This is a genomic window from Thermosynechococcus sp. B1 (assembly GCF_030322985.1).
Taxonomy (GTDB): domain Bacteria; phylum Cyanobacteriota; class Cyanobacteriia; order Thermosynechococcales; family Thermosynechococcaceae; genus Thermosynechococcus.
The window spans coordinates 167,704-192,738 of the sequence record NZ_CP096573.1 but is presented as its reverse complement, the minus strand read 5'-3'; the positions used below and the strand labels follow the sequence as shown (position 1 = coordinate 192,738).

Here is a 25,035-nt window from a genome sequence, read left to right as displayed (position 1 = left end):
CATAACCGCAGGTAATCAGTTTAGCGGCCACCGACGGTAATGGCATCGACTTTAATGTGGGGTTGACCAACAGTGACGTAGATACTACCGCTAATCGAGCCACAGAAACCGGGGGCAAGGGCGAGATCGTTGGCAGACATTGAAATTCGCTGCATGATTTCCTCGGCTTCGCCAATCAGTGTGGCTCCCTTGAGGGGCTGTTTGATTTGGCCATGTTCAATCCAGTAGGCTTCCTCAACGGCAAAGTTAAATTGCCCCGTGGCACCAACACTACCGCCCCCCATGCGTTTGCAGTAAATGCCGCGATCAATGGAGGTAATTAAGTCCTCAACACGGTATTCACCGGGGGCAATGTAGGTATTGCGCATCCGCGAAGCGGCGGCATAGGTATAACTTTGGCGGCGGCCACTGCCCGTGCGAGGGTGCCCTGTGCGCATCGAACCCGCGCGATCGCTCAGGAAATTCTTAAGGATGCCATTTTCAATCAGCAACGTGCGCTGCGTCGGCATCCCCTCATCGTCCATATCAATACTGCCAAAGGCACCGCTGGTGATTCCCTCATCCCAAGCGGTCAAGTTTTCATGGGCAATTTTTTCGCCTTTTTTATCAGCAAAGGGGGTCGTACCGCGTTCAATTTGAGTGGTTTCCAAGAGGTGACCACAGGCTTCATGGAAGATCACCCCCCCAAATTGGTTGGCCATGATCACCGGGTAAGTACCCGATTCCACATAGTCAGCATAGAGCATTTTGCCCGCCGCTTCGGCAACGGTATCGGCCAAGGTGGTGTAGTCCCACTGACGCAAAAAGTCTGGATTACTGGTATCGCCATTGCGCTCACCAATAGAGGCGCGGTGCTCGCCATCCGCACAGAGAACAGAGGCCACTGCTGACTGGGTGAGGCGAATATCGCGACCAAAGGTGCCATCACTAGCGGCCACCATTACCTCTTGCCAATCGCGAAAATAACTGAGGCGGCGGGATTGCAGATGCTGGGTTTTCTGGCGTAGGCGATCGCTCCCCGCCAGCAGAATATCGGCCACTTCAGCAATAGAACTACAGCTAGCCAGCCAGCCTTCCTTGCGGCCTTGGGCATAGTCCCGCAGCAATTCAAGGTGGATTTCAGGCACGTAAGCTTGCGGACTGGGTAAGAGCAACCCCATTAAGCCCAAAGCCTTCTCTAGAGCCGCCCGCAACCCCTTGAAGCTGAGGTCATTGGTGCTCACGTAGCAATCACTGGTACCGCGAAAAACGCGAATACCCGCCCCTAAACTCAAGCGAGGGGAGACACTCGTCAGGCGATCGTCCTCGACAAGGGTACTGAGGTAATGGTTGCGCTCAAGGAAAATCTCGACAAAATCAGCGCCAGCCGCCCGCCCAAGGCCAAGGAGCGTAGCGAGGGGAGATTCCCAAGAGCCGTCAAAGCGATCGCCTTCGGGGGAATAGCTAAGGTGGGCAAGATCCGCAGAACGAAGTAGCGTGGCTGGCATTGTTAACAATCACTTAACATATCCCCACTATAGCAAATTCCCCCTCGCAGCCTAGTTTTCAGCTTTGGCTAAAAAGGAGAGGTGATAGAGGGTATCCTTGGCGGGGTGGGCTTGCACCTCTTGGAGCACCACCGTTCCCTGCCACGGCAAATCGGGGATCGAAAGCTGGATCGGGGTTTTCTGGGGACGGGCATCCCGCACCAAAAATTCGGCGGCATGGGTATCCACCACCAAGGAAATCGAAGACTCAATCGTCGAGCCGTAGAGGACGGCAGGGGTTTTGCCCTCACGGCGTAGGGCATTGGGTTTAGCATCGGCAGGGCGTAGGTGCCCCTCAATAGCTAAGGAACGAGACATTGCTGCAACTCCAATTAAGATAAAACGGGATGGACTTGGGTGCCATCATCCTTGAGGAGTGCCCGTTTCGGACCATGGATCGGATCCTCAACAATGATGGTTTGGCTGCGCTCTGCCCCCAACGAGACAATGGCGATGGGCACAGACATAATTTCAGCCAAAAACTTGAGATAGTTCAATGCCGCCTTGGGCAGATCGTCAAGGGAGCGGCAATGACGGGTGGATTGCTGCCACCCCGGCAGGGTTTCATAGATGGGACGACAGCGGGCAAATTTGAGGGCATTGCTGGGGAAGTGTTCGCAGCGCTCACCGTCAATATCGTAGGCAACACAGACTTTGATCTCTGGCAGCTCATCGAGAACATCGAGCTTCGTAATTGCCAAGCAGTCGAGACCATTGATGCGCACCGCATAACGGCCAATCACGGCATCAAACCAGCCACAGCGGCGGCGCCGTCCAGTTGTGGTACCAAATTCAGCACCGCGATCGCCCAAGAGTTCTCCCACCTCATCCAGCAGTTCCGTCGGAAAAGGCCCTTCGCCGACCCGCGTGGTATAGGCTTTGGCCACACCAATGACGCGGTCAATCATCGTTGGACCAATCCCCGCCCCAACACAAGCACCCCCGGCCACAGGGTTTGAGGAGGTGACGTAGGGATAGGTGCCATGGTCAAGGTCTAAAAGAGTACCTTGGGCACCTTCAAAGAGAATGTTGCGCCGCCGGCGGATGGCATCATCCAGCACGAGGGAACCATCGACAATGTGCGATCGCAGGCGCTCACCGTAGGCACAGTACTCTTCAATGATCGGCTGCGGTTCGAGGGGAGCCAGTCCGTAGAGCTTTTCGAGGATCAAATTCTTTTGGGCGATCGCCCACTCCAGCTTGGCGGCCAACTGATCAGCATCCAGCAGATCCAGCATGCGAATCCCCGTGCGCTCCGATTTATCGGCATAGGTGGGGCCAATGCCGCGTCCTGTGGTACCAATGCGCCGCGAGCCACGCCGTTCCTCAGCAGCAATATCCAACTGGCGATGGTAGGGCATCGTCACATGGGCTGTTTCTGCAATCAGCAGATTCTCAGTGCTCACCCCCAACTGTTCCAGTTGTTCGAGTTCCTCAAGGAGCACCTTCGGATCCACCACTGTTCCCGCGCCAATGATGCACTGGGTATCAGGGTAGAGAATCCCTGACGGAATCAGGTGCAATTTTAGGGTCTGGTCTTTGACGACAATCGTGTGACCTGCATTGACACCGCCCTGATAGCGGACTACCACATCGGCAGACTTGCTCAGGAGATCGGTGATTTTACCCTTGCCTTCATCGCCCCACTGGGCACCAACAACGACGACGTTTGCCAAGTGATTTTCTTAACTCGTTAATTAACACAATCGTCTATTGTAACCCTTGGGGCAAATGCACACAAGCGCGCGATCGCAAAAATTTTGCCATTGCCCTGCCCGTCCTAGGGGCGATCGTGCTATCATAAGAAATGCTTTGAATGCCGATGTAGCTCAGTGGTAGAGCACTCGATTCGTAATCGAGCGGTCGTGAGTTCGAATCTCATCATCGGCTTGGCTCACCCATTTCCAATCGTCTGCGAGCAGGAACAGACTGTGTTTGCCTACCTCAGAGGAACCGTTGTTGCCCATCAATCGGAGGGTGGCCATCGCTCTGCCCTGATCCTAGAGGTGAATGGGGTCGGCTATCGCTTACTGGTCACATCCCATCTGTTGCGGCAATACCCGCCGAGTGCTGAGGTGGTGCAGATTTTTACCCATCTCAGTGTCCGTGAGGATCAGATGCTCCTCTATGGCTTTGCCTCGGCAGCGGAGCGGGATCTCTTTTTGCGTTTGATCCGTGTCAATGGGGTTGGGCCACAGATGGCACTATCGTTGCTGGATACCCTACCTTTGCCAGAACTCGTACAGGCAATTGTGAGTGGCAATACCCGTCGTCTCAGCCGTGCGCCCGGAGTAGGCAATAAAACCGCTGAGCGCATTGCCTTGGAACTGAAAGCCGCCCTGAGTGCTTGGCGACAGGAAACGGGGTTAACAACGGCTCCCGCTGGCCTGCCCACGGAAGCGATGCGTGAAGAACTGGAGTTGACTCTTTTAGCCTTGGGTTATAGCGATCGCGAGATTGAAGCTGCCCTTACTGCCATCGGCCAAACGAGCACCCTCGCCAAGAATAGCGATCCAGAGGCATGGCTACGGGAAGCCATCACATGGTTAAGTGCCAATACCTAGGCCTTAGGATAAATAAAGACGACACCTAACTCTAGACTGCTATGGGGCAGCCAACCTTCATTGATCTATTTGCTGGCATCGGTGGCATGCGGCTCGGTTTTAGCCAAGCAGGTGGTTGCTGTGTTTTTAGCTCAGAGTGGAATAAGTTTGCCCAAATAACCTACGAAGCAAACTTTGGCGAAGTGCCAGCAGGAGACATTACTCAAATCCCCTCGGAGAGGATTCCTGACCATGACATATTATTAGCGGGTTTTCCCTGTCAGCCCTTTAGCATTGCGGGTGTCAGCAAGCACAATGCCCTAGGAATGAATCATGGTTTTCAGCACCCGACTCAAGGCAATCTATTTTTTGAAATTGCGAGGATCATCAACGATAAACGTCCTAGGGCTTTTTTGCTAGAAAATGTTAAAAATCTTCAAAGCCACGATCGCGGTAGAACCTTTCAAAGGATTCAAGAAATTCTAAATGATTTGGGATACTACATCTATTACCAAGTCATCAATGCTGTTCATTTTGTGCCCCAGCATCGAGAAAGAATTTTTATTGCGGGTTTTAGAGAACCCCTTGAATTTACATTTCCTCAGGTACCAATTCAGCAACATAGAGTTAGGGATATTCTGGAACCGTCAGTAGATGCTAAATATACGTTGAGCAATCATCTGTGGCAGTATTTGCAAAACTATGCTGAAAAGCATCGTGCCCGTGGTAATGGATTTGGCTATGGGCTAGTTGATTTAGAGGGAGTAACCCGAACATTAAGCGCAAGGTATTACAAAGATGGCTCGGAAATCCTCATTCCCCAAGAAAACAAGAATCCCCGCCGCCTGACGCCAAGGGAATGTGCCCGCTTAATGGGGTTTCCCGACTCTTTCAAAATTGTGGTGAGTGATACAAGGGCATACCAGCAGTTTGGCAATTCAGTTGTGGTGCCGCTGGTGAAAGTTATTGCTGATGAGATATTAAAATCCCTAAAGCAGGGAAAATTATTAAAACAAACTAGGCAGCTTACGCTCTTTTAGTTCAGATATGTCATTCAAGGTTTTAAGCAAGCAGGAAAAGAAAGTTTTAAGAAAGATATGTTCAGGCAATAAGTATTACATGAAGCCTATTGTTAAGAGAATTAATCAATGGGTTGCTAGTCAGAAAAACATTAAGGAAGCATGGCTATTAGTGCTTAACCAGTTACACGACATCATACGAGCTTCTCAGATTGATGTGGAAATACTTTTAGATCAAAAGGTTCAACAGGGGAAAATAGAGAATAAAAATCAAGCAATAAAGAGCATTGCTGGCAATGCTTTTTCAAACGCCTTAATTTACATCTTTCTTGTTAACAAGTGTTGCAAAAACATACCTGAATGGATGTTCATAACATCTCAGCTATCAAGTGTTCCAAATTTCAGGCAGTCAATTAATATCAATATCCAAAATGAAGTGCAAAAACCAGATATGGATATTGTGATTTATGCAAATAATAATATTAAGCAGAAACATACACCTGAAAGCTATATCATTTTGTCTCTTAAAACATCCTTAAGGGAAAGGGCGGCTCAAACTTATAAGTGGAAACTCCTAATGGAAGTTGCTCTACATAGCCCTGAATTATGCGAAAAATACAATATCTCCTATCGATCGTCAGTAGTTCCGATTATTTGCTTTGCAACAACAAACTTTTATAACGAAATTAATAACCCTCAGCAACGCGGAATGTTGAAATTCTTTGATCGGTCTTTTATCGCTAAGGAAATAATAGATTTTACAGAAGATGCGTTTATTTATCCTCTTTCTAACTTAATTCCATTTGCTATAGAAAAGCTGTCAAATCCCTATGTTCAGCTTAGTTTGTTTTAACCCGCAAATAAAAAAGGGGCAGTTTTATGCCCCCTAGTATTAGCAAACTATAGCGAACAATTTGAATCTCTAGGAAAACATGGGCAGGTGAGAATAGATGGCTGTCCACAGGGGACTCCAAGGCCCAAGGTTGAGTACTAGAGTTGCGATCGCCACGGTGCTGCTGAGCCATGTCAGCCACTGAGCGTAGATATTTGCTCCTTGTTTTTGCGTTTGCAGGTGGTCAATGGTTTGCTGAAGCTGCTCGACTTCTTGGTTGAGATCTGCAATCTCATGGTGTAGCTCGTCAATTTCACGATCGCGCTCGCTGACTGTGGCATGACAGGCCGCCAGTTCTGCCTCTTTTTCGCGACAGGTGGCTTCAATTGTGGTCAGAGAAGCAGTCAATGTGGCCGTTTGACTGGCGTATTCTTCTTCGAGGCTGCTACTGCGCTGGTAGGCGGTTTCTAGCTCTTGGCGATAGCGATCGCAATTGTCCCGTAGGGCTTCGTTTTCCGCTTGGCTAGTGTTGAGGGCATGCGTCAATTCCACCACCTGTTGGCGATAGTCACTAACTTGAGTGTGTAGTTGCTGTTGTTGGTCTTCTAGCTCTTGACAGCGGTTTTGCAGCCGTTCCACCTCTGAGCGCAATTGCTCAATTTCTTGGCGCTGGCGATCGCGCTCCTGTTCACTACGGCTGACCAGTTCCTTTAGCCCTTCAATGCGCTGGGCTTGTTCGCTGACAATCCTATGCAGGCGATCGCACTCTTCCTTCAAACGTTGCACAGAACCCTTGTACTGCCGCTGTACCCAAGCCCGCAAAAACGATAGGCCAGAGATGGTAAATCCAATCAGGGCATAGGTGCCCACCAGTGTATGACCCGTGGCCGACATCTGTAACATATTGAACCCCTGAACTTCAGTTGAATGTCAATGAAAACGCCGCCATCCAGAATACAGCCCTTTTCCCAAGGATGGAACCCGCCCAAAACAGTCAAAGCCGCTGTCGGACAGGCCTCTATCTCTTTATCCTTTGGCGATCGCTCCCCTATGCAGGGGCACAGCGATAACTTTATGGGAATGCATGCAGAAACTTCTATTTCCTAGTCTAGCGAGGGAGAATGACCGCTGGGGCTAGCTTCTTGCCAGCATTGGTACAATAAGGGATGCACTTGAATTTGCAAGGGGAAGACCAATGACCGAGGCACCTGTATTGCCCATTCTATTGATGGGGATTGCGAACTTTTTGCAGATCTACTTAATTGTGCTGCTGATTCGGGTTCTGCTGTCGTGGTTTCCCAATATCAACTGGTACAATCCGCCCTTTTCGATTCTCAGTCAGTTAACGGATCCCTACCTGAATATCTTTCGTGGTCTGATTCCCCCCATCGGCGGCCTTGACTTTTCGCCGATTATTGCCTTCTTCCTCTTGCAATTTATTGTCCAACTCTTATCGGGGTTCTCCAGTAGCGCCACATTCTTCTAAACCATCGCTAGCCTAGGGTGCAATCGCTATGTCAACGCTGCCTGCGTTTCAGGATGAATTTGATGTCATTGTTGTTGGTGCCGGTCACGCCGGCTGTGAAGCGGCCTTGGCAACGGCACGGTTGGGTTGTCGTACCCTCTTGCTGACCCTCAACCTCGATAAAATTGCTTGGCAGCCCTGTAATCCTGCCGTGGGTGGGCCGGCCAAATCGCAACTGGTGCACGAGGTGGATGCCCTCGGAGGCGAAATTGGGCGTGTGACCGATCGCACTTATCTGCAAAAGCGGCTCCTGAATGCCTCACGGGGGCCAGCGGTCTGGGCATTGCGGGCGCAAACCGATAAGCGCGAATACAGCGCCGTCATGAAGCAGGTGGTGGAAAATCAGCCCAACTTGCTGGTGCGCGAAGGCATGGTCACGGATTTAGTCCTTGATGCCAATGACACGGTGATTGGGGTTGAAACCTACTTTGGCGTCGCCTTTCGCTGTCAAGCAGTGATCCTGACAACGGGAACCTTCCTCGGTGGCCGCATTTGGGTGGGAAATAAATCCATGGCCGCTGGTCGGGCTGGCGAATTTGCTGCTGAGGGACTCTCCCAAACCTTAGCACGGCTCGGTTTTGAGGTGGATCGCCTGAAAACAGGAACGCCCGCACGGGTAGATCGGCGATCGGTGGACTACAGCAAGATGGAACCGCAACCCCCAGATGAGCAGGTACGCTGGTTTAGCTTTGACCCCACCGCATGGGTGGAAAGACCCCAAATGAACTGCTACTTGACTCGCACCACCGCTGCTACCCACCAACTCATTCGCGAGAATTTGCACCTGACGCCCGTCTATGGCGGTTGGGTGGATGCCAAAGGCCCCCGCTACTGCCCCAGCATTGAGGATAAAATTGTCCGCTTTGCTGACAAAGAAAGCCATCAAATTTTCATTGAACCCGAAGGCCGCGATACACCAGAACTCTATATCCAAGGCTTTTCCACGGGGCTACCGGAACCGCTGCAATTGCAACTGTTGCGCACCCTGCCGGGGCTAGAAAACTGCATCATGCTGCGTCCGGCCTATGCAGTGGAATACGACTACTTGCCGGCAACCCAGTGCTTTCCCACCCTGATGACGAAAAAGATTCAGGGGCTGTTTTGTGCCGGGCAAATCAACGGTACCACCGGCTATGAGGAGGCCGCCGCCCAAGGGATTGTGGCCGGGATCAATGCGGCTCGCTTTGTTCAGGGGAAACCGATGATCACCTTCCCACGCCAAGAGAGCTACATCGGCACCCTGATTGATGATCTGTGCACGAAGGAACTGCGGGAACCCTACCGCATGCTCACCAGCCGCTCGGAATATCGCTTGGTGTTGCGATCGGACAATGCTGACCAGCGGCTCACCCCCTTGGGGTATGAGATTGGCTTGGTGAGTGAAGCCCAGTGGCAAGTGTTTCAAGCAAAGCAACAGCGCCTTGCGGCGGAGACCCAACGCCTGCAAATGACGCGCATTAAAGCCCATGAACCCGTGGGCGAAGCGATTGTGGCTGCAACAGGTCAAGCGATTAAGAGTGCCATTGCCCTTGATGAGTTGCTGCGGCGATCGGGGGTACATTACGACCTATTAGATCGCCATGGCCTTGGCAATCCTGATCTGACCCCCCAAGAGAAAGAGGCGGTTGAAATTGCCATTAAGTACGCAGGCTACATTGAACGGCAGCAACGGGAAATTGAGCAGATTGCCCGTCAAGACCAGCGTCCGCTCCCTGCGGATTTGGATTACTTTGCCATCCCCACCCTTTCAATGGAAGCACGGGAAAAACTCAGTGCCATCCGCCCCCTCACCATTGGTCAAGCCAGCCGTATTGGTGGGGTCAACCCGGCAGATATTAATGCCCTTTTGGTCTATCTCCAAGTGCAACAGCAGCGGCAATCCCTAACGGCGGTGGAGGGCTAGAACCGTGTGGCCGTCTGAACTAGAGTTGTCCTATGTCAGACATCAAGCTCCCCTGTATACTTCTGGCAACCCAGTTGGGGAAGCGGGCAAGCATCTCCCTTGTCCAAAAGCTCCCTTTTTTGCAAAACAAACCCATGATTGCTCTGAACCTGCGTCCCACGATTGAATTAACTGATGAAGCCTTCGAGCAACTTTGCCGTAGTAACCCTGAGCTACGGCTAGAGCGTAGCGCCCAAGGAGAATTGATTGCCATGGCGCCTGCCGGCAGTGAAAGTAGCCGTCAAAACCTCAGTCTCAGTTCCCAGTTATGGCACTGGAACCAACAAACAAAGCTGGGTGTAGCCTTTGACTCCTCCGCTGGCTTCCGTTTGCCCAATGGCGCCATTCGCTCCCCTGATGCCGCTTGGATTGAAAAAAGTCGCTGGCAACGCCTCACGCCTGAGCAACGGCGCCGCTTTGCCCCCATCTGTCCTGATTTTGTGTTGGAACTCAAGTCACCAACGGATGATTTGGCTGCCCTCCAAGCCAAGATGCAGGAGTATGTGGACAATGGTGCCCAACTGGGTTGGTTAGTTGATCCCGAAATGCGACAGGTTTACTGTTATCGATCTGGGCAAGCTGTGCAGGTTTTCGAGCATCCCCCTTGTCTTTCAGGAGAGCCCCTGTTGCCTAACTTTGTAATGGATTTCACCTTGATTTGGGATTAGGGATTCCCTATTATAGGGTGCCTCTGCCGTTCGTACTGCCCTTCCGCAGCATGAATGCCGAGGCTTGGCGCGCCCTAGGTCAGTGCCCTGATTCGTGGAGTGGTTTGTCGCTATCGCGGTCACTCCATGGCGGGATTACAGCACTGGTTTGTGGTGGCTTGGCAATTGCTGCGGCAGGAGCAAGGTTCTCATCTTACGGTTTGTTATCCCCGGGTGTGGCCACGATGACCCGCAATCTTGCTCTTACGGATTATGAGCGGCAACAAATTAAAAAAATCAGTGCGTGGCTGCGGGAAGAAACGAACCCTCTGCAACAGGCGGTGCAATCGGTCAATGCCACAGTCGAGCGTCATGTCAGTCGGATGTTGTCCCCTGAACATCTAGCGATTCTGCGTAAGGCGGGCGATCGCCTACTAGCCAATAGTGATCAGGCTTGGCAACACCTGAAACAGCGATTGGGGAACACTCGGATGCCAGTCGATCATTGGCAGGATCTCAAGGATCAACCCCTAGAGGTGTGCGATCGCCTGCAAGCTAGGGTTGCCGGTGCGGCCTTGACCAACGCTGCCTTGGAAGCCCTGATCACTGCTCCCTTTGACTTTCTGGGCGAACTGGTGGATGTGGGGTTAACTCTGCTGTTGGGTCTCAAAACGATTCAAGCGGTGGGCTTGTGCTATGGCTTTGGCAGTGAGACCACAGTTGAACAGCACATCATCTGGGGCACATTGGGGATCAGTTTTGCCGGCACTGCCAAGGAACGTCAGCATCTATTGTTGAGTTTGCTGCATCCTTCTGAGGACAGTGAACGGGGGGCGATCGCCAGCCTCTTGGAAGACAGTGCCTTTGAAGTTTTTACCGACAACACGGTGGAGGCGGTGTTGAGTCGCGCATTAGTGACGTTGAGCGAAGAATTGAGTGGCGAGTTGATCCCCGTGATTGGCACTGCTTTGGGGGTTCTGGAAAGCGAACAATTTGCCCGAGAAGTGGCAACGACCGCGCGATATGTTTATCAGTTGCGTTGGCTACTGCGTGCTCACGGTGGCAGCGGAGTGGATGGTTGACAACGGCTACCGCCGCCAAAGTCCATGGTCGTGCCAAAATCTCTGTAGAAGAAACAATCCACTACTATCTTGCCGATGACGCTGTTTTGGAATGGCTACCTCAAGAAAAGAAACAGTCGTTTGTCACTATCGGGGTTACTCAATTTTATTCAATTAATGGAGTCAATTCTCTTTTCATTTCTTCTGCTGTCTTGATACAGTTAAATCCCCAAAAATAGTTACAGGCTTCATACTGATCATGTGTAACACTCAGTGAGATATCGCGAAATAAATTCGTTAAATGTGATGAAATTGATTGATATGTTTTTCTTTCTTGATAAGATTTTATACCATTCTCTACCCTGATTTTCAAGGGAATGTTGATCAGAACATCTGCTGTACAGATTATCTGTTGTTCAAATAGCCAATGGGGTTTATTCATGTAAATACAGTACCCAATGTGAGTACCAATAGCGTTAGAAGCAGTGACATCTGACAGCCAAATGATTGATTTAAGACGATTCAGAAAATTCCAATCATAAATGTGACCTGCTGTTGTGCAGTGAAACCCTGCATTCAGGTAGAGTTCTACAATTTCAGGACGGCAATCTTTCCAGTAAAAACAAATAAGTACTGATTCAAACTGATGATCCTTTGATACTCTTCTAAGCCATTCGATAGCCTGTAAATGATTGAATGAAGTTTTAATTAGATGAGTTGAGTGTGCAGGGAAAAATAGTAGCGTTTTTCCAAGTTTTTTCTTGTAATCCTTTAGTGTTTCAATATCGATTAACTCTGCGTAATGTATATATGGGCCTATAGGTAATAATTTCCTCTCTGTATACTTTGAAATAACTTCTTTTCTAAACTCACTGAATGTAATAATTGCCCTTGCAAAGGGATCATCGTCAGGTGCTCCGGAATCATCTAGATAACAACCATGTTCGATAGGCGCCAGAAGCTTTTTTTTAGGCTGAATGCCAGCGTACTGCTTGATTGTTTTGGATATACCGTAGAGTGAATTTTGTGAAAATTCTTCTGGAACTAAGTGATAGCAAGCTCTCATAGGCAGAAGTGTTGAATTCTGCAACAAAACTTAACATTTTAAGTGACCAGTAGCTCTGGCTGCCAATCAAAGCTCCAATGCACTATTGAGCAGCGACGACTGAGTTCCAGTTGCAAATATCGCAATTTGTCTAATAGCTTCTTCCCAAAGTATTCAGGTATCTCCACCAGCTCTAAAATTAAATAGGCAATTAAAACCATATAAATCTGATTTATCACCCCGTTCAAACTCTTCGTAATCAACTTGTCTAATGATAAATGCATCTTCAGAAATTTCCATAGGTTCTCAATCGCCCACCGATGCCGATATAACTCACTCACTTCCTCATCACTCAGCTCCTTTAGATTTGTCGCTATACGAAACTCCGTTTGATTCTCGTCAAAAAATTGAACCACGCGATATCTCTCATGATTGAGCTTCATTCTCATGTTATTCTTGATACGTACAACAAATGGGCACTTCCTCTCACTTAGTCGCTCTAAAAATTGCCAGCTCGCAAACCCTCTATCCATGATTACAACAGCATTCTCAGGGATCATTTCTAGAATCTCCTCTTGAAAGCTCAGGTCATGTCTCTCCCCAAAAGAAATCACCGCTTTACCCATGATGTTCTCTGTTAAATCAAATCCCGTAAGTAACTTCACTTGATGATATTTATAGAACCAAAAGAGTTTACTGGTCAGGGTAATGATGGTTGAATCGATAGGAAACAGCGTCATGCTTGAAGTACGATGTCTCTTTTGAGCTTGAGACATCAGTTGAGTGTAAATCCCCTCAAATAAGCTGGTTGTCCGAGTTTTGTTGGCTTTGGAAAACGTGGACATATCCACTGTAATCCCTGCATGATTCAAGCGATAAAATAAGGCTCTCATACTGGTTAACCCTTGGTCGAGAACGTAGGTCAACCAGATTTTGAAGAACAATTGAGAGTTCAGCACGGGGTAGTCACAGGGGCTGAGCCGATTGAGAATGGACTTGACAAGAGTTGCAAAAGATGCCATAGTAAATTGATTTTTTCTTCTTCTTTTAAGGGAAGAATATGACATTTCTTCCCTTTTTTCTAGCCTCTCAAACTATCTTTCAACACTTCTGTCTCATAGGGATATCTACTATATTATTAATATCCCGATCAAACTGAAGTATGTTTGCATTCTTTTCTATGTAGGGCAAGTATAGGTAAGACTCAAGTTTTGTAATTGGGTTTCTTGCCGGTGCAATCAGAAACAGTCTAATAGCCCTGATCGTTTTCCTAATTCCTCTTAAAAAAAATTGATTTAGTAACATGACTTCTTGTATCTGCTTTTTTGGAGAAGGAATGATTTTTCTTATAAGATTATACTAGGGGTTGACTCTTGTTAACAGAAGCCAAAGCTAATTTGGCTAGTAATAATAATAGAGTTTCTTAAGTCTGGCTAAATGAGATTGGCGGTGCTGTTGGGCTTGAATAGAAGATCATTTGGGGCACGTTGGGGTGAGTTTTCTAGCTATAGTCAAGGAACATCAGTATCCCCACGGTGCTCGCTACTGCGTGCTCACGGTGGCAGCGGAGTGGATCGCGCTTGCAGTTGATCACCAATGCGCTGTAGGGCATTCATAGAGCCAGTGAGAAGGAGGCGATCGCCCGCCATTAGGGGACAGTCCTCCTTGGGTTCCAAGAGCAGCGTTCCCTCTCGCCGCAGGGCACGGATGGTGATGGTCTCAGGCAGATGCAGATCGGCAATGGTGCGATGTTGTTCGCCAATCTCTTTGGGCAACATGATCCAAAGAAACAAGGTTTCCCCTTGGGGCACACTGACACGGCCATTGATCAGGGCTTCACAAGCTTCAAACTCTGCTGGCTGACCAACAATCAGGAGGCGATCGCCCCCCTGCAGACAGGTTTCACCACTGGGATAATCCACCTCAGTACCATCGGCACGGACAATGGCCAACAGAGTCACCCCCGTCAACTGGCGCAGTTGAATTTCCGCAAGACTCATGCCCCGAATGGGGGAATCCTCAGGGACGGTCAGCCAGCGACTATTCATATCCTGAGCCGCTTGCCGCAGGAGACGGGCGGTTCCCTCAGGGGGAGTATCGCCGCGCAAATTGGCGTAGTGGCTGTCGCGCACCTGTTGTACCTGCTGCTGAATGTGGCGTTCACCCATGCCTAGCGTAAAGAATAGATGAGCGGCCAACTCCAGACTGGCTTCAAACTCGGGCTGCACCACCTCCCGTGCCCCCAGTTGATAAAGCAACTCAATGTCGCGATCGCTATTGGCGCGCACAATAACATCCAGTTCCGGGGCAAACTCTAGGGCACGCTTGAGACAGAGGCGGGTACTCATACTCTCCGAGAGGGCGATCGCCATACCAAGGGCTTGATCGACGCCTGCTTTGGCCAGAATGGTGGTACTAGCAGCATTGCCGTAAATGTAGGGCAGTTGGGCATCGCGCACTTCGTTAATCACCGTTTCACTTTGCTCAATGACCAACACGGGATAATTTTGTTTTTGGAGGAGTTTCACCACACTCTTGCCGACGCGACCATAGCCACAGACAATCACATGATTCCGCTGCGGCAACCCCGTTAAATCCATGTCGAGGATTTCATCTTCCTTGAGGATACGGCGCAGTAGGGGCAGTTCCAACAGCACAGGCACCAGCTTTAACAAAAAGGGCGTCACCAGCAACGTCACTGCTGTCGTGCCGAGGGTGAGCAGATAAACTTGTTGGGACACCAACCCCAAGCCCCGCCCTGCTGTCAGCAGTACAAAGGAAAATTCCCCAATCTGAGCCAGCCCAATCCCCGCCAGTAACGACGTTTTCCACGAATAGCCAAAGAGCTTGACAATGGGGGTGGTGATCAGGAATTTACCCAGAATCACTAGGCTGACCAGTTCAATAATGCGATCCGAGTGCTGCCAGAGAAACACTGGATCAATGAGCATACCAATGGAAGCGAAGAAGAGCGTGGTAAAGACATCGCGGATCGATTCCACGTAATCGAGGGTTTGATCGGCATACTCCACCTCGGAGATCATCAGACCGGCAATAAAGGCACCAATCTCAATCGAAAGCCCCAAATACTGGGTCAGCAGGGCAATTCCCAAACAGAGGGCAACGACGCCTAAAAGGAAAAGCTCACGACTTTCTGTTTTGGCCAGTAGCCGTAGCAGAGGCGGCAGCAACCACATCCCAGCGGCGATCGCCCCCACGGCAATCAAAGCAATGGTCAAGACTGCTTGGCCGAGGGCAAGTCCCAACTCCTCTGGGGGTTTGTTCAGGGCGGGTAAGACGGCAATCATCAAGCCCACCGCCAGATCCTGCACCACCAAGATGCCCAGCATAATTTGCCCTTGGATCGACTCCAGCTCATTGCGATCCATGAGGCTGCGCAGCACCACTGCTGTTGACGAGAGGGAGAGGACAGCACCGAGGAAAATCCCCTGATTGGGGGAACTTACCCAGCCAACCCCAACGGAAATGAGCGTTGTAACTGCAATGGTCAGGAGAATTTGCAGGGCACTGCCCCCCAAGCTAACCCCTTGAACTTTGCGAATTTCACCGAGGGAGAAGCTCACCCCTAGGGCAAAGAGCAAAAAGGCCACCCCCAGTTGTGCCAAACCTTCCACCTGGGGTACTTCCTTGAGGAGTCCCAAGCCCGTTGGCCCGACCAACATACCGGCCAAAAGGTAGCCCAGCAGGATCGGTTGTCGCAGCAAAGCCGCCAACACACCCCCCACTGCCGCTGCCCCCAGTACCACACTGAGGTCAATGACAAGGCGAAAATCTTCAGTCATGGGATCTCATGCTAGGGCATCAAGGCTAGCATCTGAGCCACAACGGCAAAACTCTCACTGTAGAGGAAGTCTTGTCCCCAGCGCTGAAGTTCCTGACTCAAGAGCACCTCAGCCGTGAGATCACTCAGGGGAGACACATGATAAGTACGGCACATTTGAGCACTGCCCCCGGCCTCCATGCGCATACAGCCACGGGTTTCTGAGCAAATGATTGTACAGCAATCGGCTTGGAGATTGGAGGAGGTGAGTTTGAGGTCAATTAAATCCCCCAGCACGAGGCCAGCATCACCCGTGGGAATACCTGCTAATTCTGCCTTAATCAACCGTTGATCGGAGGCCACCAATTCCACGTGATAGACATCATAGTCACCGCACTCGTGGCGGATCTGGCGCGGCTGCCACTGAAGCCGGGAAGCTAACCAGCCAAGGTACATTAAAGCTTGGGCAGGATTGCCCTTTTCGTAGTCAATGACCACCTGATCAATTTCCTGAATGGCCAAACGGCGTTCGGGGGGATCAAAGGCTTCGGCGGCCAGTTCTTGCCATGCCCCCAGACGGCGCCAGTTCAAATCTGCGAGGGGAAGGTTCTGCTCCAGCAAAGGCGCGATCGCCCGCAAGCCCCGCAGCGGATCGAGAAATTCACTGGAATCCACAATCACGCGGCTAAATTGGGGCGCAAGGGTTTGAAACAACTCAAAGTTATTGAACAAGTCCCCCTTCCACCACAAAAAGCGGGGGAGTTCGCGAATGATTAAAGACTGCAACAGGGGTTCCACCCGCTGGAAGGCGCTATGGGTGCCCTTGAGGGTAATGTATTCACAGCAAACGAGGGAACTGCGCATCTTTTTGTTAATCGGGCAGTAGGCCGCCACCTGAGCAGTAATTCCCGTATCTTCGCCAAGGGTAGGACACAGGGCAATCACCCGACAGGGATTTTGGCTGGCGATCGCGTCAGCAATGCCACTACCGCGCATATCTACCGCATAGCGATCGCCCCGAGGGGTTCCCTGAGCATATTCTGCCTGCAAGGCCTGCCGCAGTTGGGGCGTGACTCGACCCGTCAAGGGCAAGTTGTGATTCTTTTCAGCAGCACGAATCGCCGACTGCATGCGGGGGCCAAGGATACCATCAATGGGGCCTGTGTAGTAGCCCAAGGCCGCTAGCAATTGTTGGGTATCATCCGCCTCATAGACAACTAGGGTAAAGGTGGTTGCCCGCACTGCTGCTGGCGCCGTACCATCTCCGCCATGGCTGAGCCAAATTTGCCGCAAACTTTGCTCAATATCATCTAACGAGACATCCACGGGATCTTGGAGCGCTACGAGGGGAGTTGATTCAGTTGCCATACCTAGGTACCTATCTGTGAATGAAGTTCGGCCTTGATTCCCATCTCTTCCCATGATGGATAAAGATCACAGTCGCCGCCACCGCCGACCATCGGCATTAATCATCGCTTCTGCGGCATCGGGATCCCATGTCCCCGCTTCATAGGTGGGAATCGTGTCTGGATCCGTAGGGGCATCCCAAGCACTGAGCACTGGCATCACCACCCGCCAAGCCGCTTCCACCTCATCTGCCCGGGTAAACAGGGTTTGATCCCCGAGCATGCAGTCCAGTAAGAGCCGCGCATAGGCATCCGCCGTTGCCATTCCAAAGGAGGAGCCGTAGCTAAAGTCCATTTCCACCGTGCGCGTGCGCAGATCTGCACCGGGCATCTTTGCCTCAAAGCGCAGGGCAATCCCCTCATTCGGCTGGATACGCATTGTTAGAATATTGGGGTTAGTTTGGCGGGCGGCCGACTGGAAAATCAGCAGGGGCACATCGCGAAACTGAATCGAGATTTCCGTCACTTTTTTTGCCAAGCGTTTACCCGTGCGCAAATAAAAGGGCACCCCCTGCCAGCGCCAGTTATCAATCACCAGTTTGAGTGCCACATAGGTGGGGGTGGTGGAGGTGGGACTCACCCCCGGTTCTTCGCGGTAACCCACCACAGGTTTGCCCTTCATCCAGCCGGCTCGGTATTGGCCGCGGACAGCACAGGCATCGAGATTATCCAAATCTGCTAAACGGGTGGCTTGGAGCACCTTCACCTTTTCGTTGCGCAGACTATCGGCATCGAGGGCATTGGGGGGTTCCATGGCGGTCAAGGCCAATAACTGAAGGATGTGGTTTTGCACCATGTCCCGCAGAGCACCCGAAGTTTCATAGTAGCCCGCGCGGTCTTCAACCCCCACGGTTTCGGCAACGGTAATCTGCACATGATCTACGTACTGGCGGTTCCAGAGGGGTTCAAAAATAGCATTAGCAAAGCGAAACACCATCAGGTTTTGAACGGTTTCTTTGCCGAGGTAGTGGTCAATACGGTAAACCTGCTCCTCTTTGCACACCGACTGCACCACTTCATTGAGGACTTGGGCAGAGGTGAGATCGCGGCCAAAGGGCTTTTCAATGACGAGGCGATGCTTTTGGGGATCACTCAATAGACCGGCTGCCCCTAGTTGTTGAATCGCTTCAACGAAAAAGCTCGGTGAGACCGCAAGGTAAAAGACGCGATTGCCGCGAGTTTGGCGTTTTTCATCCAGCTCGGCCAAGAGGGTTTTCAGTTTGGTGTAGGCGGCGGGATCATCCATATTGCCAGAGCAGTAAAACAGGCCTTGGGCAAATTCCTGCCACAGGGGTTCCGCCTGAATGCCGCCGCCAAATTCCTCGACCCCTTGGCGCAGATGCTCGCGAAAATAGTCATCACTCCAGTCGCGACGCGCCACACCAACAATCGTGAGTTCTGGGGGCAGACGGCGTTCCAGTTTCAGTTGATAAATGGAGGGAATGAGCTTGCGCTGGGTGAGATCTCCACTGGCACCAAAAATCACTAGAATCAGTGGTTCTGGGGTGCGCTCTTGGCGTAATCCGACCCGCAGGGGATTTTCAAATAGGGTTACCATGGGTTTACACCTAAGTCACGGTTGGATTGGCAGGGGCTTGCCGGATGAAGGATTCAACGAGAGCAACATTCTCAGGACTGCCAATGATCAGCGGTGTGCGCATGTGCAGATGATCAGGCACGACATCGAGGAGGGGTTGGGTGCCGGTACTGGCTTTGCCACCGGCCTGTTCCACGAGGAAGGCGATCGGTGCCGCTTCGTAGAGTAGACGCAACTTACCCGCCGGATTTTTTTGGGTGCCCGGATAGAGAAAGACCCCCCCCTGCATGAGGATGCGGTGAATATCGCCGACAAGGGCACCACTGTAGCGGGCACTGTAGCCGGGCTGGCGATGGACATGGCGGACATAGTTACGAATGGATTCTTCCCATGCCCAGAAGTTGCCTTCGTTGACACTGTAGATCGGGCCACTAGCGGGAATTTGCAGGTTCTCGATCGCCAGAATAAATTCTCCGAGGCTAGGGTCAAGGACAAAAACATGGGTGCCCCTGCCCAGGGAATAGACCAGCATCGTACTAGGGCCATAGAGAATGTAGCCAGCGGCAATTTGCTTGTGGCCATCTTGTAGAAGATCAGCAGCGGTGCCGTCTAGATCAGTGCCCTCCTGCTGGCGAATCGCAAAAATTGATCCCACGTTCAGGTTAATGTCCACATTGGAGGAACCATCGAGGGGGTCGTAGAGGAGGGTATAGCGACCAATGGGGCAATTTTCTGGAATGTAGTAGGGCTTCTCCATTTCCTCGGAGGCGAGGCGACACACTAGGCCACTTTGCTTGAAGGCCGCAATAAAGACTTCATTGGCATAGACATCCATTTTTTTGACGTCTTCCCCTTGGATGTTCACTGCCCCCGTAAAGCCCAACACCCCCTCCATGAGACCCGCTCGACTCAAACGGCGGGCAATGAGCTTGCCAGCAAGGGCAATGCGATTCATTAGGGCACTGAGGTCTTGGGCAGCGGCGTCAAAGCTTTGGAGTTGCTGGAGAACGTGCCGAGATAGGGTCAAACAATCGCGATCGAGAGCCTGTTCATGGGCTGCGTAGTCAGTCATTGCCCCTCCCTAGTGAGGATGCGTCTAGCCCCGATCCTAAACTGTCTCTTTTCAGAAGTGGTAAGTCTTTAGATCAACTAAAGATTCCAAGGAGCACTGCTAGTGGTGATCCGGTGCATGCCGGCAGCAGCAAACTCGGCAAAGGTTGCATTGGCAGTTTCACTAAAGTCCACGACCCCCGGCACCACCACAGGGGACATACAATCCTCAAGGAGATAGACCCGCTGGGCGAGTTGGGGATCGCGCTGCTGAATTTCACTGAGCAGGTCAGCCACCGTCCAAGCAACACAGTGACTTTTGGCTTGACCGGCAATGATCAGGCGATCGCCCGCCAGCAGATGCTCAATCAAAGCCCGATTCACCGCCACTAAGGGACGCCCTTGGGGGTCATGGCTCACCTCTGGCCGCAGCACCGAATAATTTTCGGTCAGGGGATGGCTCCCCTTGAGTTCGATGCGGGTTTGCTGCTGTCGCGCCACGGTGTGAAAGAAACAGGCCTCCTCCACAGCAGACACCAGTGCATGACCAATTCCCCCCAGCATCGAGTGGTAAGGCCAAATCGTCAACGGAAATTTGCCTTTGGCGGCTAACTGGGCAACATAGTGCCGGGCATAGGCCTGCAAACTTTCTTGATCAGTCATGCCGAGGGAGGTCAGCAAATGGGGATTGGGTTGCCAGCGCCCGCGCTCAACATCGTCAACGGTAATCGTGGTTAGGGGTGGCGGCGGTTCCCCGGTAGCATCTCTCCAAAAGAGGGGATGAAAAATTTGACTGGCGGTATGGGTATCGAGGGTAACGATAATCTCGCTAATGTGAGTAAGGTGGGTATAGATAAAGCGGCAGAGGCGTTGATTATCCGCAACGGCACCGTGGACAAATAGCTCAAAGTCGGGTAAGCAAAACGTGTTTTGGACATCAATGAGCAAAAGGATCGTACGCTGCTGATCCTCAGCGGCAGGGGGAATTTGATACCGCTGTGCCCATTGCCGCGCCTGCGCTGCCCGCTCTTGGTAGGGAACGCGCCACACTTGAGCAACCTTAGTGGCATCAAAAAATTCAGGGATGGGCAGTTCTGTGATCGGCGCCATAGGCAAGGGCTCCGCTGCAGACCCGCTGCAAAATAGTGTAATAAAGTATTTGCGGATACAATTGTTAATTTTTAATAAAAATCTAGAATATCAGAAATTCTACGGATGCGCAACAATTGATTCCCTCTATAAAGTAGAGTTAGTCAAAGCTTAATCTTGATTAGGAAACTCGCAATGCTGGTGCGTACACTCAAGAGTGTTTTAGAACAACACATTGCTGGGGTGCCGGGCGTTTTGGCCGTGTTGATTGGCCGCATGACGGATGGAGCAACCATTGCCGAAATTAACTACAGTGGCAACAGCCTTGAAAATGAGTCCTTGAGTTCTTTGGGTGCCTATGCCAGCGATCTGCTGCGAGCCAACAATCGCGTGTGCCAAGTGGTGGATCCGGCCTCGGAGGCAGACTATCTGCTAGCGGGTTCGGCAGAGGTACGACTGGTCATCAAAGCCTTCAGCAAAACTCCCTACTTTGTCCTGTTTCTGACCAAGGGTAGCACGAACCTGAAGCTGGTCTTTGAGCGCATTAAGGCGATCTTGGCGGATGGCAAGCCACTGCTGCCCCCCGTGCAGGATAACACGACCTCCGTCGCTCAACTGCTGCTTAGTTATGCCCGTCGCTATGCCCCGGATCCCAACTTTGTGACGCTGCGGCTCTCGTTGAAAACGGGCTTGCACCGCGAGCGGCTGGAACAAGGCCAATTGGATGAGCGGGAAGTGCGGATTCTCTATAAGGGTGTGGCCGATATTTTGGGCGTGGAACGTCTCCCCGTTGCGCTTCCCTAGTGTTGTTGAACTGCCCCTAATTAGAAACTTAAGAAAAGATTTGTACCCATGTTTGAGCATCTCCGTATCGATCGCCCCCGCAAGCTGGTGGCTTTTTTTAACGAGCCGGTAATTTTTCACTGCCACCACTACAACCTATTTCTCCAGCAAACCATTGAAGACCCCGACTGGATTGATGGCGTCACTATCCTACAGACCTCAGCCCAAGAGATTTTCTATAGCTTGCTCGCCAATGCCTTTAATACGTTGGGAGTGCAAACGCCAGCGGAACGCCTTGCCACCGCCGCCCAAATTTTTAGCTTCTTGGGCTTTGGCCGCCTCAACTTTGAGGTGACAGAAGAGGGGGGTGAGGTGGAATTAACCCACTCCCACTATGCAGAGGGCTGGCTTGGAAAATACGGTGAGCAGGTGAGCCGCACGAAACCCATTGATCACTTGGCGGTGGGTTATGTGGCGGCAGCCCTAGATGCCACCTTTGCGGCGTTGGGTACCTATGTGGCTGAAGAAACCAGTTGTATGGCGGTGACGCGGCAGGATCACTGCATGATCCATGTGACCAAAGCACCGGTGCGCCGCTCCCTAACACCGAGTCCGCAAATGGGCAAGCTCATTGATCAACCCGTCCCGTTGCCAAAAGCAGAAACCAGTGTGGACTACGATGCGGTGAACGAAGCTCTGTGGGGACTGCCCCTGGAAGGGGATGCGAATGGTCAAATTCGTGCCTTTAATGTGCTGCTGACGCGGATGCCTGCCAACTACTACAACCGCATTCAGTACCGTTTCCTTGATGAGCTGCAAAAGGTGGATCCACAGCTTTTAGAGGTGGGACAGGCGTTGATTCGTGAATCGGGCCATGTTTGTGTCTTTTATACCTTTGGCAATATCATGGAATCCTTGGAGTGGGAAACGGTCGTTGGCCCGATGTTGAAAACCGATACCGATTGGATTCACGGGGGCTATGCCGTTGCCAGTAGTTTGGGGTGGGGGCGTTGGCAAGCCCTAGAGGTGGTCAGGAATGAATCCTGTCGGGTGGCCATTGATGGCAACTACGAAACCAACTACTTCTTAGCCTCTTATCCCCATGCTGCCCAACCGGCCTGCTATTTTGCCCAAGGGGCGGTACCGGCAATGATGAACATTGTCTATAACGGGCGCATTCAACAGAAGCCTGTCTTAGATGAGGCGTTTTACAATCGTCTCTTTCAACGGGGCGGTGTGTTTCAAGGGGCAGAGGTGAAGGCGCGGGAAAAGGGCGATCCTTGGTGTGAATTTTATGCTCAACGCCTATAAGTTAAGTTCTGAGAATGCCAATTCAACTCTCTAAACGGCGGGAATGTGGGGGCACATGGGTGGTTGATATGGATCTGGGGCGATCGCCCACCAGCGAGGAACTCGCCACCCTTGCCCAACGCTATGGCGGTCGCTGTCGCCAGTTTCAACAGTTGGTGTGGTTAGATCTTCCTAGCGGTCGGATTACGGCCTCCCTGCGGCTGTCGCGTCTGACGATTCGCTTGGGGGATAAGACCCTCGAAGCGGCGATGATTACCGAGTTGCAGCAGCTTGTGGAGGGAAGCGTGCCGGCCTGTACGGTGGATCTCTAGCGCTAGCTATGGCGGGTTGGCTTGGCACCTACGATTTCTTGATTGTTTCAATGACCTTGGGGGCAATGTTGGCCTTGTCGCTCTATTTGCCTCTGATGAGTGGTCAACTCTCCCTTGCCAGTCCAGCCTTTTATGCCATGGGTGGCTATATTGCTGCACTGCTCTCCACCCGTGTTTTTGCAGGACTGAACCCCTATCCGGTGCCTTTGGTGCTGGGGGAAATGGTGTTGGCGGCTATTGTCTGTGGTCTGGTGGGCTGGGGCTTGGGGGTGCCGGTGCTGCGGTTGCGGGGCATTTATTTTGCCATTGCGACGATTGCTTTCTCTGAGGTGCTGCGGGTGTTGGCACTCAATCTGGAGGTGACTGGGGGGGCGATCGGCATCTTTGGCATTCCCCAACCCTTTAGTACACCCTTGGGCTATTTGTGGCTGACGCTGCCCTTGCTGATCATGGTGGCGATCGCCATCGGTCGCTTGGAACAAACCCGTGCGGGCAAGGCGATGCAGGCCATTCGTGCCGATGAATTGGTGGCACAGACCCTCGGTATTGATACCACTCGCTACAAGGTTTTGGGGTTTGTCTTGGGGGCGATTCTAGCGGGGGTGGCGGGAGTTTTGGCGGCCCATCTTTTGAATACTTGGAATCCGCGGCAGGGCACGTTTGATACGGGGGTGTTGGCACTGACAGCAGTGCTGGTGGGGGGCAATCGGACGTTTGTGGGGGCGATCGCTGGCGGTATGCTCTTTACGGCTCTGCCCGAACTCCTGCGGGGACTCGCCGATCAACCCTATTTGCCAGTGGCAGTGGCCACTTTTTTCCGCGATGGGCGTCTGATGCTCTATGGGTTGCTGATTATCCTCGGCACACGGTTCTTTCCCCAAGGGTTGTGCCAGTCTCCCAACTGGCGATCGCTCTGGTGCACCCTATTGGGCAACAAAACGAGGAAAATGTAATCAGTCCTCCTGCATTTGGCTGCTTCATGTCCCATCTGCGTTGCGCCATTGAACCCTCTTTCTCCTGCAGCCCATCTCAGCAGCCCTCCAGCGGCGAAACGTCTATTCGTCATGGTTCCATTTGCATCCTTTACATTCAGTGGGCAGGGCGAGCTGCGGAGCTGTTTTTGACCTCTTGGTATCCGATCCTAAGGCTCTGCAACTGATTCCACCCCAGCAAGGACAACTCAGCCTATGACGCCTCCCTTCACCACGGTTTCCCTAACCCTGACCAGTGACCTGACCCAACTGGAGGCTCTCTTGGCATGGTTCAATCAATATCGCCCCACGACGCTGCCCATCGAAGAGTGGTTGAAATTGGAACTCGCCCTTGCCGAGGGGTTTACCAATGCTGTGCGCCATGCCCATCGCGATCGCGCCAGCGATACCCCCATTCGCATTGATCTCTCCCTTGCAGACACTGTGATTGAATTGCGGATTTGGGATCAAGGGGATCCCTTTGATTTGATGGCCAAACTGGCAACACTCCCCAGCCAAATTGCCCTCGATGCCGAAGGGGGACGCGGCCTACGCCTCTTGGCAACCATCATGGATGAATTGGACTATCAGCGCGTGGGCAATACGGGTAACTGTTTGATTCTGCGCAAAACCGTGAAGCCCACTCCCCAATAACC

At 51.7% G+C, this 25,035-nt stretch carries 24 protein-coding genes and 1 tRNA gene; 14 read left to right on the top strand and 11 right to left on the bottom strand.

From position 1 onward, the window contains the following. Positions 1-20: 20 nt before the first annotated feature. Genes M0644_RS00955 through M0644_RS00945 form a run of 3 tightly spaced genes read right to left on the bottom strand, consistent with a single transcriptional unit; the run spans position 21 to position 3,202 of the window. The gene (locus tag M0644_RS00955) at positions 21-1,487 is read right to left on the bottom strand and encodes a TldD/PmbA family protein (protein ID WP_286626201.1); all 1,467 of its coding nucleotides are present in this window, start codon (positions 1,485-1,487) and stop codon (positions 21-23) included. A gap of 51 nt (positions 1,488-1,538) precedes the next feature. Then, positions 1,539-1,844, bottom strand: coding sequence for a 50S ribosomal protein L25 (gene rplY, locus M0644_RS00950; protein WP_286626200.1), 306 nt, complete (start codon positions 1,842-1,844; stop codon positions 1,539-1,541). A 14-nt stretch (positions 1,845-1,858) separates the two neighbouring features. Beyond that, entirely contained in the window at positions 1,859-3,202 is a 1,344-nt protein-coding gene (locus M0644_RS00945; protein WP_149817309.1) for an adenylosuccinate synthase, read from the bottom strand. Between the two features lie 142 nt (positions 3,203-3,344). Here M0644_RS00945 and M0644_RS00940 point away from each other — a divergent pair. From M0644_RS00940 to M0644_RS00925, 4 genes are all read left to right on the top strand, one after another. Continuing rightward, positions 3,345-3,416, top strand: a tRNA-Thr gene (locus M0644_RS00940). 41 nt (positions 3,417-3,457) lie between these two features. Continuing rightward, on the top strand, positions 3,458-4,090 hold the full coding sequence (ruvA, locus tag M0644_RS00935) for a Holliday junction branch migration protein RuvA (RefSeq protein WP_149821573.1): 633 nt from the start codon (positions 3,458-3,460) through the stop codon (positions 4,088-4,090). Between the two features lie 41 nt (positions 4,091-4,131). Further along, positions 4,132-5,109: a DNA (cytosine-5-)-methyltransferase gene (dcm, locus tag M0644_RS00930; protein ID WP_149817307.1), complete on the top strand. Its 978-nt coding sequence runs from the start codon at positions 4,132-4,134 to the stop codon at positions 5,107-5,109. A 79-nt stretch (positions 5,110-5,188) separates the two neighbouring features. After that, positions 5,189-5,941, top strand: coding sequence for a BsaWI family type II restriction enzyme (locus M0644_RS00925; RefSeq protein ID WP_286626196.1), 753 nt, complete (start codon positions 5,189-5,191; stop codon positions 5,939-5,941). A 69-nt stretch (positions 5,942-6,010) separates the two neighbouring features. Here M0644_RS00925 and M0644_RS00920 read toward each other — a convergent pair whose 3' ends face one another. Next, positions 6,011-6,823, bottom strand: a complete 813-nt coding sequence (locus tag M0644_RS00920; RefSeq protein WP_286626195.1) for a hypothetical protein — start codon at positions 6,821-6,823, stop codon at positions 6,011-6,013. Positions 6,824-7,115: 292 nt separating this feature from the next. Here M0644_RS00920 and M0644_RS00915 point away from each other — a divergent pair, with 292 nt between their 5' ends. The 5 genes from M0644_RS00915 (at position 7,116) to M0644_RS00895 (ending at position 11,116) form a co-directional block, all read left to right on the top strand. After that, positions 7,116-7,406 (top strand): YggT family protein, encoded by a 291-nt coding sequence (locus M0644_RS00915; protein WP_149817300.1) that lies wholly within the window; start codon positions 7,116-7,118, stop codon positions 7,404-7,406. Positions 7,407-7,434: 28 nt separating this feature from the next. After that, positions 7,435-9,348, top strand: a complete 1,914-nt coding sequence (gene mnmG / locus M0644_RS00910) for a tRNA uridine-5-carboxymethylaminomethyl(34) synthesis enzyme MnmG (protein WP_286626193.1) — start codon at positions 7,435-7,437, stop codon at positions 9,346-9,348. A 134-nt stretch (positions 9,349-9,482) separates the two neighbouring features. Then, positions 9,483-10,055: a Uma2 family endonuclease gene (locus tag M0644_RS00905; protein WP_286626192.1), complete on the top strand. Its 573-nt coding sequence runs from the start codon at positions 9,483-9,485 to the stop codon at positions 10,053-10,055. Positions 10,056-10,154: 99 nt separating this feature from the next. Further along, a complete protein-coding gene (locus tag M0644_RS00900) occupies positions 10,155-10,283 on the top strand; it encodes a hypothetical protein (protein ID WP_255451688.1) in 129 nt (42 codons plus the stop codon). Next, a complete protein-coding gene (locus M0644_RS00895) occupies positions 10,280-11,116 on the top strand; it encodes an EcsC family protein (protein WP_286626191.1) in 837 nt (278 codons plus the stop codon). The genes M0644_RS00900 and M0644_RS00895 overlap by 4 nt, the downstream gene beginning before the upstream one ends. A 145-nt stretch (positions 11,117-11,261) precedes the next feature. On the opposite strand, the gene M0644_RS00890 is transcribed toward M0644_RS00895, so the two are convergent. From M0644_RS00890 to M0644_RS00860, 7 genes are all read right to left on the bottom strand, one after another. Then, positions 11,262-12,161: a hypothetical protein gene (locus tag M0644_RS00890; RefSeq protein WP_286626189.1), complete on the bottom strand. Its 900-nt coding sequence runs from the start codon at positions 12,159-12,161 to the stop codon at positions 11,262-11,264. A 38-nt stretch (positions 12,162-12,199) separates the two neighbouring features. Beyond that, positions 12,200-13,207 (bottom strand): transposase, encoded by a 1,008-nt coding sequence (locus M0644_RS00885; protein WP_399373867.1) that lies wholly within the window; start codon positions 13,205-13,207, stop codon positions 12,200-12,202. 486 nt (positions 13,208-13,693) lie between these two features. Then, positions 13,694-15,943, bottom strand: coding sequence for a cation:proton antiporter (locus tag M0644_RS00880; protein WP_286626187.1), 2,250 nt, complete (start codon positions 15,941-15,943; stop codon positions 13,694-13,696). 11 nt (positions 15,944-15,954) lie between these two features. Beyond that, complete coding sequence (gene opcA / locus M0644_RS00875; RefSeq protein WP_149817288.1) at positions 15,955-17,289, bottom strand: glucose-6-phosphate dehydrogenase assembly protein OpcA; 1,335 nt, start codon at positions 17,287-17,289, stop codon at positions 15,955-15,957. Between the two features lie 66 nt (positions 17,290-17,355). Beyond that, a complete protein-coding gene (zwf, locus tag M0644_RS00870; RefSeq protein WP_286626186.1) occupies positions 17,356-18,885 on the bottom strand; it encodes a glucose-6-phosphate dehydrogenase in 1,530 nt (509 codons plus the stop codon). A 10-nt stretch (positions 18,886-18,895) separates the two neighbouring features. Next, positions 18,896-19,936, bottom strand: coding sequence for a class 1 fructose-bisphosphatase (gene fbp / locus M0644_RS00865; protein WP_149817284.1), 1,041 nt, complete (start codon positions 19,934-19,936; stop codon positions 18,896-18,898). A gap of 77 nt (positions 19,937-20,013) precedes the next feature. Next, positions 20,014-21,024 (bottom strand): isochorismatase, encoded by a 1,011-nt coding sequence (locus M0644_RS00860; RefSeq protein WP_286626185.1) that lies wholly within the window; start codon positions 21,022-21,024, stop codon positions 20,014-20,016. 174 nt (positions 21,025-21,198) lie between these two features. Between M0644_RS00860 and M0644_RS00855 the strand changes: the two genes are divergently transcribed. The 5 genes from M0644_RS00855 (at position 21,199) to M0644_RS00835 (ending at position 25,033) form a co-directional block, all read left to right on the top strand. Next, on the top strand, positions 21,199-21,807 hold the full coding sequence (locus tag M0644_RS00855) for a hypothetical protein (protein ID WP_149817280.1): 609 nt from the start codon (positions 21,199-21,201) through the stop codon (positions 21,805-21,807). A gap of 48 nt (positions 21,808-21,855) precedes the next feature. After that, positions 21,856-23,097, top strand: a complete 1,242-nt coding sequence (locus tag M0644_RS00850; RefSeq protein WP_286626184.1) for a hypothetical protein — start codon at positions 21,856-21,858, stop codon at positions 23,095-23,097. Positions 23,098-23,111: 14 nt separating this feature from the next. Next, positions 23,112-23,408: a hypothetical protein gene (locus M0644_RS00845; RefSeq protein ID WP_286626183.1), complete on the top strand. Its 297-nt coding sequence runs from the start codon at positions 23,112-23,114 to the stop codon at positions 23,406-23,408. Positions 23,409-23,416: 8 nt separating this feature from the next. Continuing rightward, a complete protein-coding gene (locus M0644_RS00840; protein ID WP_286626182.1) occupies positions 23,417-24,361 on the top strand; it encodes a branched-chain amino acid ABC transporter permease in 945 nt (314 codons plus the stop codon). Between the two features lie 234 nt (positions 24,362-24,595). Beyond that, a complete protein-coding gene (locus M0644_RS00835; RefSeq protein WP_149817272.1) occupies positions 24,596-25,033 on the top strand; it encodes an ATP-binding protein in 438 nt (145 codons plus the stop codon). Positions 25,034-25,035: the final 2 nt, after the last annotated feature.

Coding starts and splice junctions, on each gene's coding strand:
- M0644_RS00955 (WP_286626201.1), bottom strand. CDS start 1,487: ATGCCAGCCACGCTACTTCGTTCTGCGGATCTTGCCCACCTTAGCTAT.
- M0644_RS00915 (WP_149817300.1), top strand. CDS start 7,116: ATGACCGAGGCACCTGTATTGCCCATTCTATTGATGGGGATTGCGAAC.
- fbp (WP_149817284.1), bottom strand. CDS start 19,936: ATGACTGACTACGCAGCCCATGAACAGGCTCTCGATCGCGATTGTTTG.
- M0644_RS00885 (WP_399373867.1), bottom strand. CDS start 13,207: ATGTCATATTCTTCCCTTAAAAGAAGAAGAAAAAATCAATTTACTATG.
- opcA (WP_149817288.1), bottom strand. CDS start 17,289: ATGGCAACTGAATCAACTCCCCTCGTAGCGCTCCAAGATCCCGTGGAT.
- M0644_RS00880 (WP_286626187.1), bottom strand. CDS start 15,943: ATGACTGAAGATTTTCGCCTTGTCATTGACCTCAGTGTGGTACTGGGG.
- M0644_RS00905 (WP_286626192.1), top strand. CDS start 9,483: ATGATTGCTCTGAACCTGCGTCCCACGATTGAATTAACTGATGAAGCC.
- M0644_RS00890 (WP_286626189.1), bottom strand. CDS start 12,161: ATGAGAGCTTGCTATCACTTAGTTCCAGAAGAATTTTCACAAAATTCA.
- dcm (WP_149817307.1), top strand. CDS start 4,132: ATGGGGCAGCCAACCTTCATTGATCTATTTGCTGGCATCGGTGGCATG.
- M0644_RS00895 (WP_286626191.1), top strand. CDS start 10,280: ATGACCCGCAATCTTGCTCTTACGGATTATGAGCGGCAACAAATTAAA.
- M0644_RS00845 (WP_286626183.1), top strand. CDS start 23,112: ATGCCAATTCAACTCTCTAAACGGCGGGAATGTGGGGGCACATGGGTG.
- mnmG (WP_286626193.1), top strand. CDS start 7,435: ATGTCAACGCTGCCTGCGTTTCAGGATGAATTTGATGTCATTGTTGTT.
- M0644_RS00860 (WP_286626185.1), bottom strand. CDS start 21,024: ATGGCGCCGATCACAGAACTGCCCATCCCTGAATTTTTTGATGCCACT.
- M0644_RS00835 (WP_149817272.1), top strand. CDS start 24,596: ATGACGCCTCCCTTCACCACGGTTTCCCTAACCCTGACCAGTGACCTG.
- M0644_RS00850 (WP_286626184.1), top strand. CDS start 21,856: ATGTTTGAGCATCTCCGTATCGATCGCCCCCGCAAGCTGGTGGCTTTT.
- M0644_RS00840 (WP_286626182.1), top strand. CDS start 23,417: ATGGCGGGTTGGCTTGGCACCTACGATTTCTTGATTGTTTCAATGACC.
- M0644_RS00925 (WP_286626196.1), top strand. CDS start 5,189: ATGAAGCCTATTGTTAAGAGAATTAATCAATGGGTTGCTAGTCAGAAA.
- M0644_RS00920 (WP_286626195.1), bottom strand. CDS start 6,823: ATGTTACAGATGTCGGCCACGGGTCATACACTGGTGGGCACCTATGCC.
- M0644_RS00855 (WP_149817280.1), top strand. CDS start 21,199: ATGCTGGTGCGTACACTCAAGAGTGTTTTAGAACAACACATTGCTGGG.
- rplY (WP_286626200.1), bottom strand. CDS start 1,844: ATGTCTCGTTCCTTAGCTATTGAGGGGCACCTACGCCCTGCCGATGCT.
- zwf (WP_286626186.1), bottom strand. CDS start 18,885: ATGGTAACCCTATTTGAAAATCCCCTGCGGGTCGGATTACGCCAAGAG.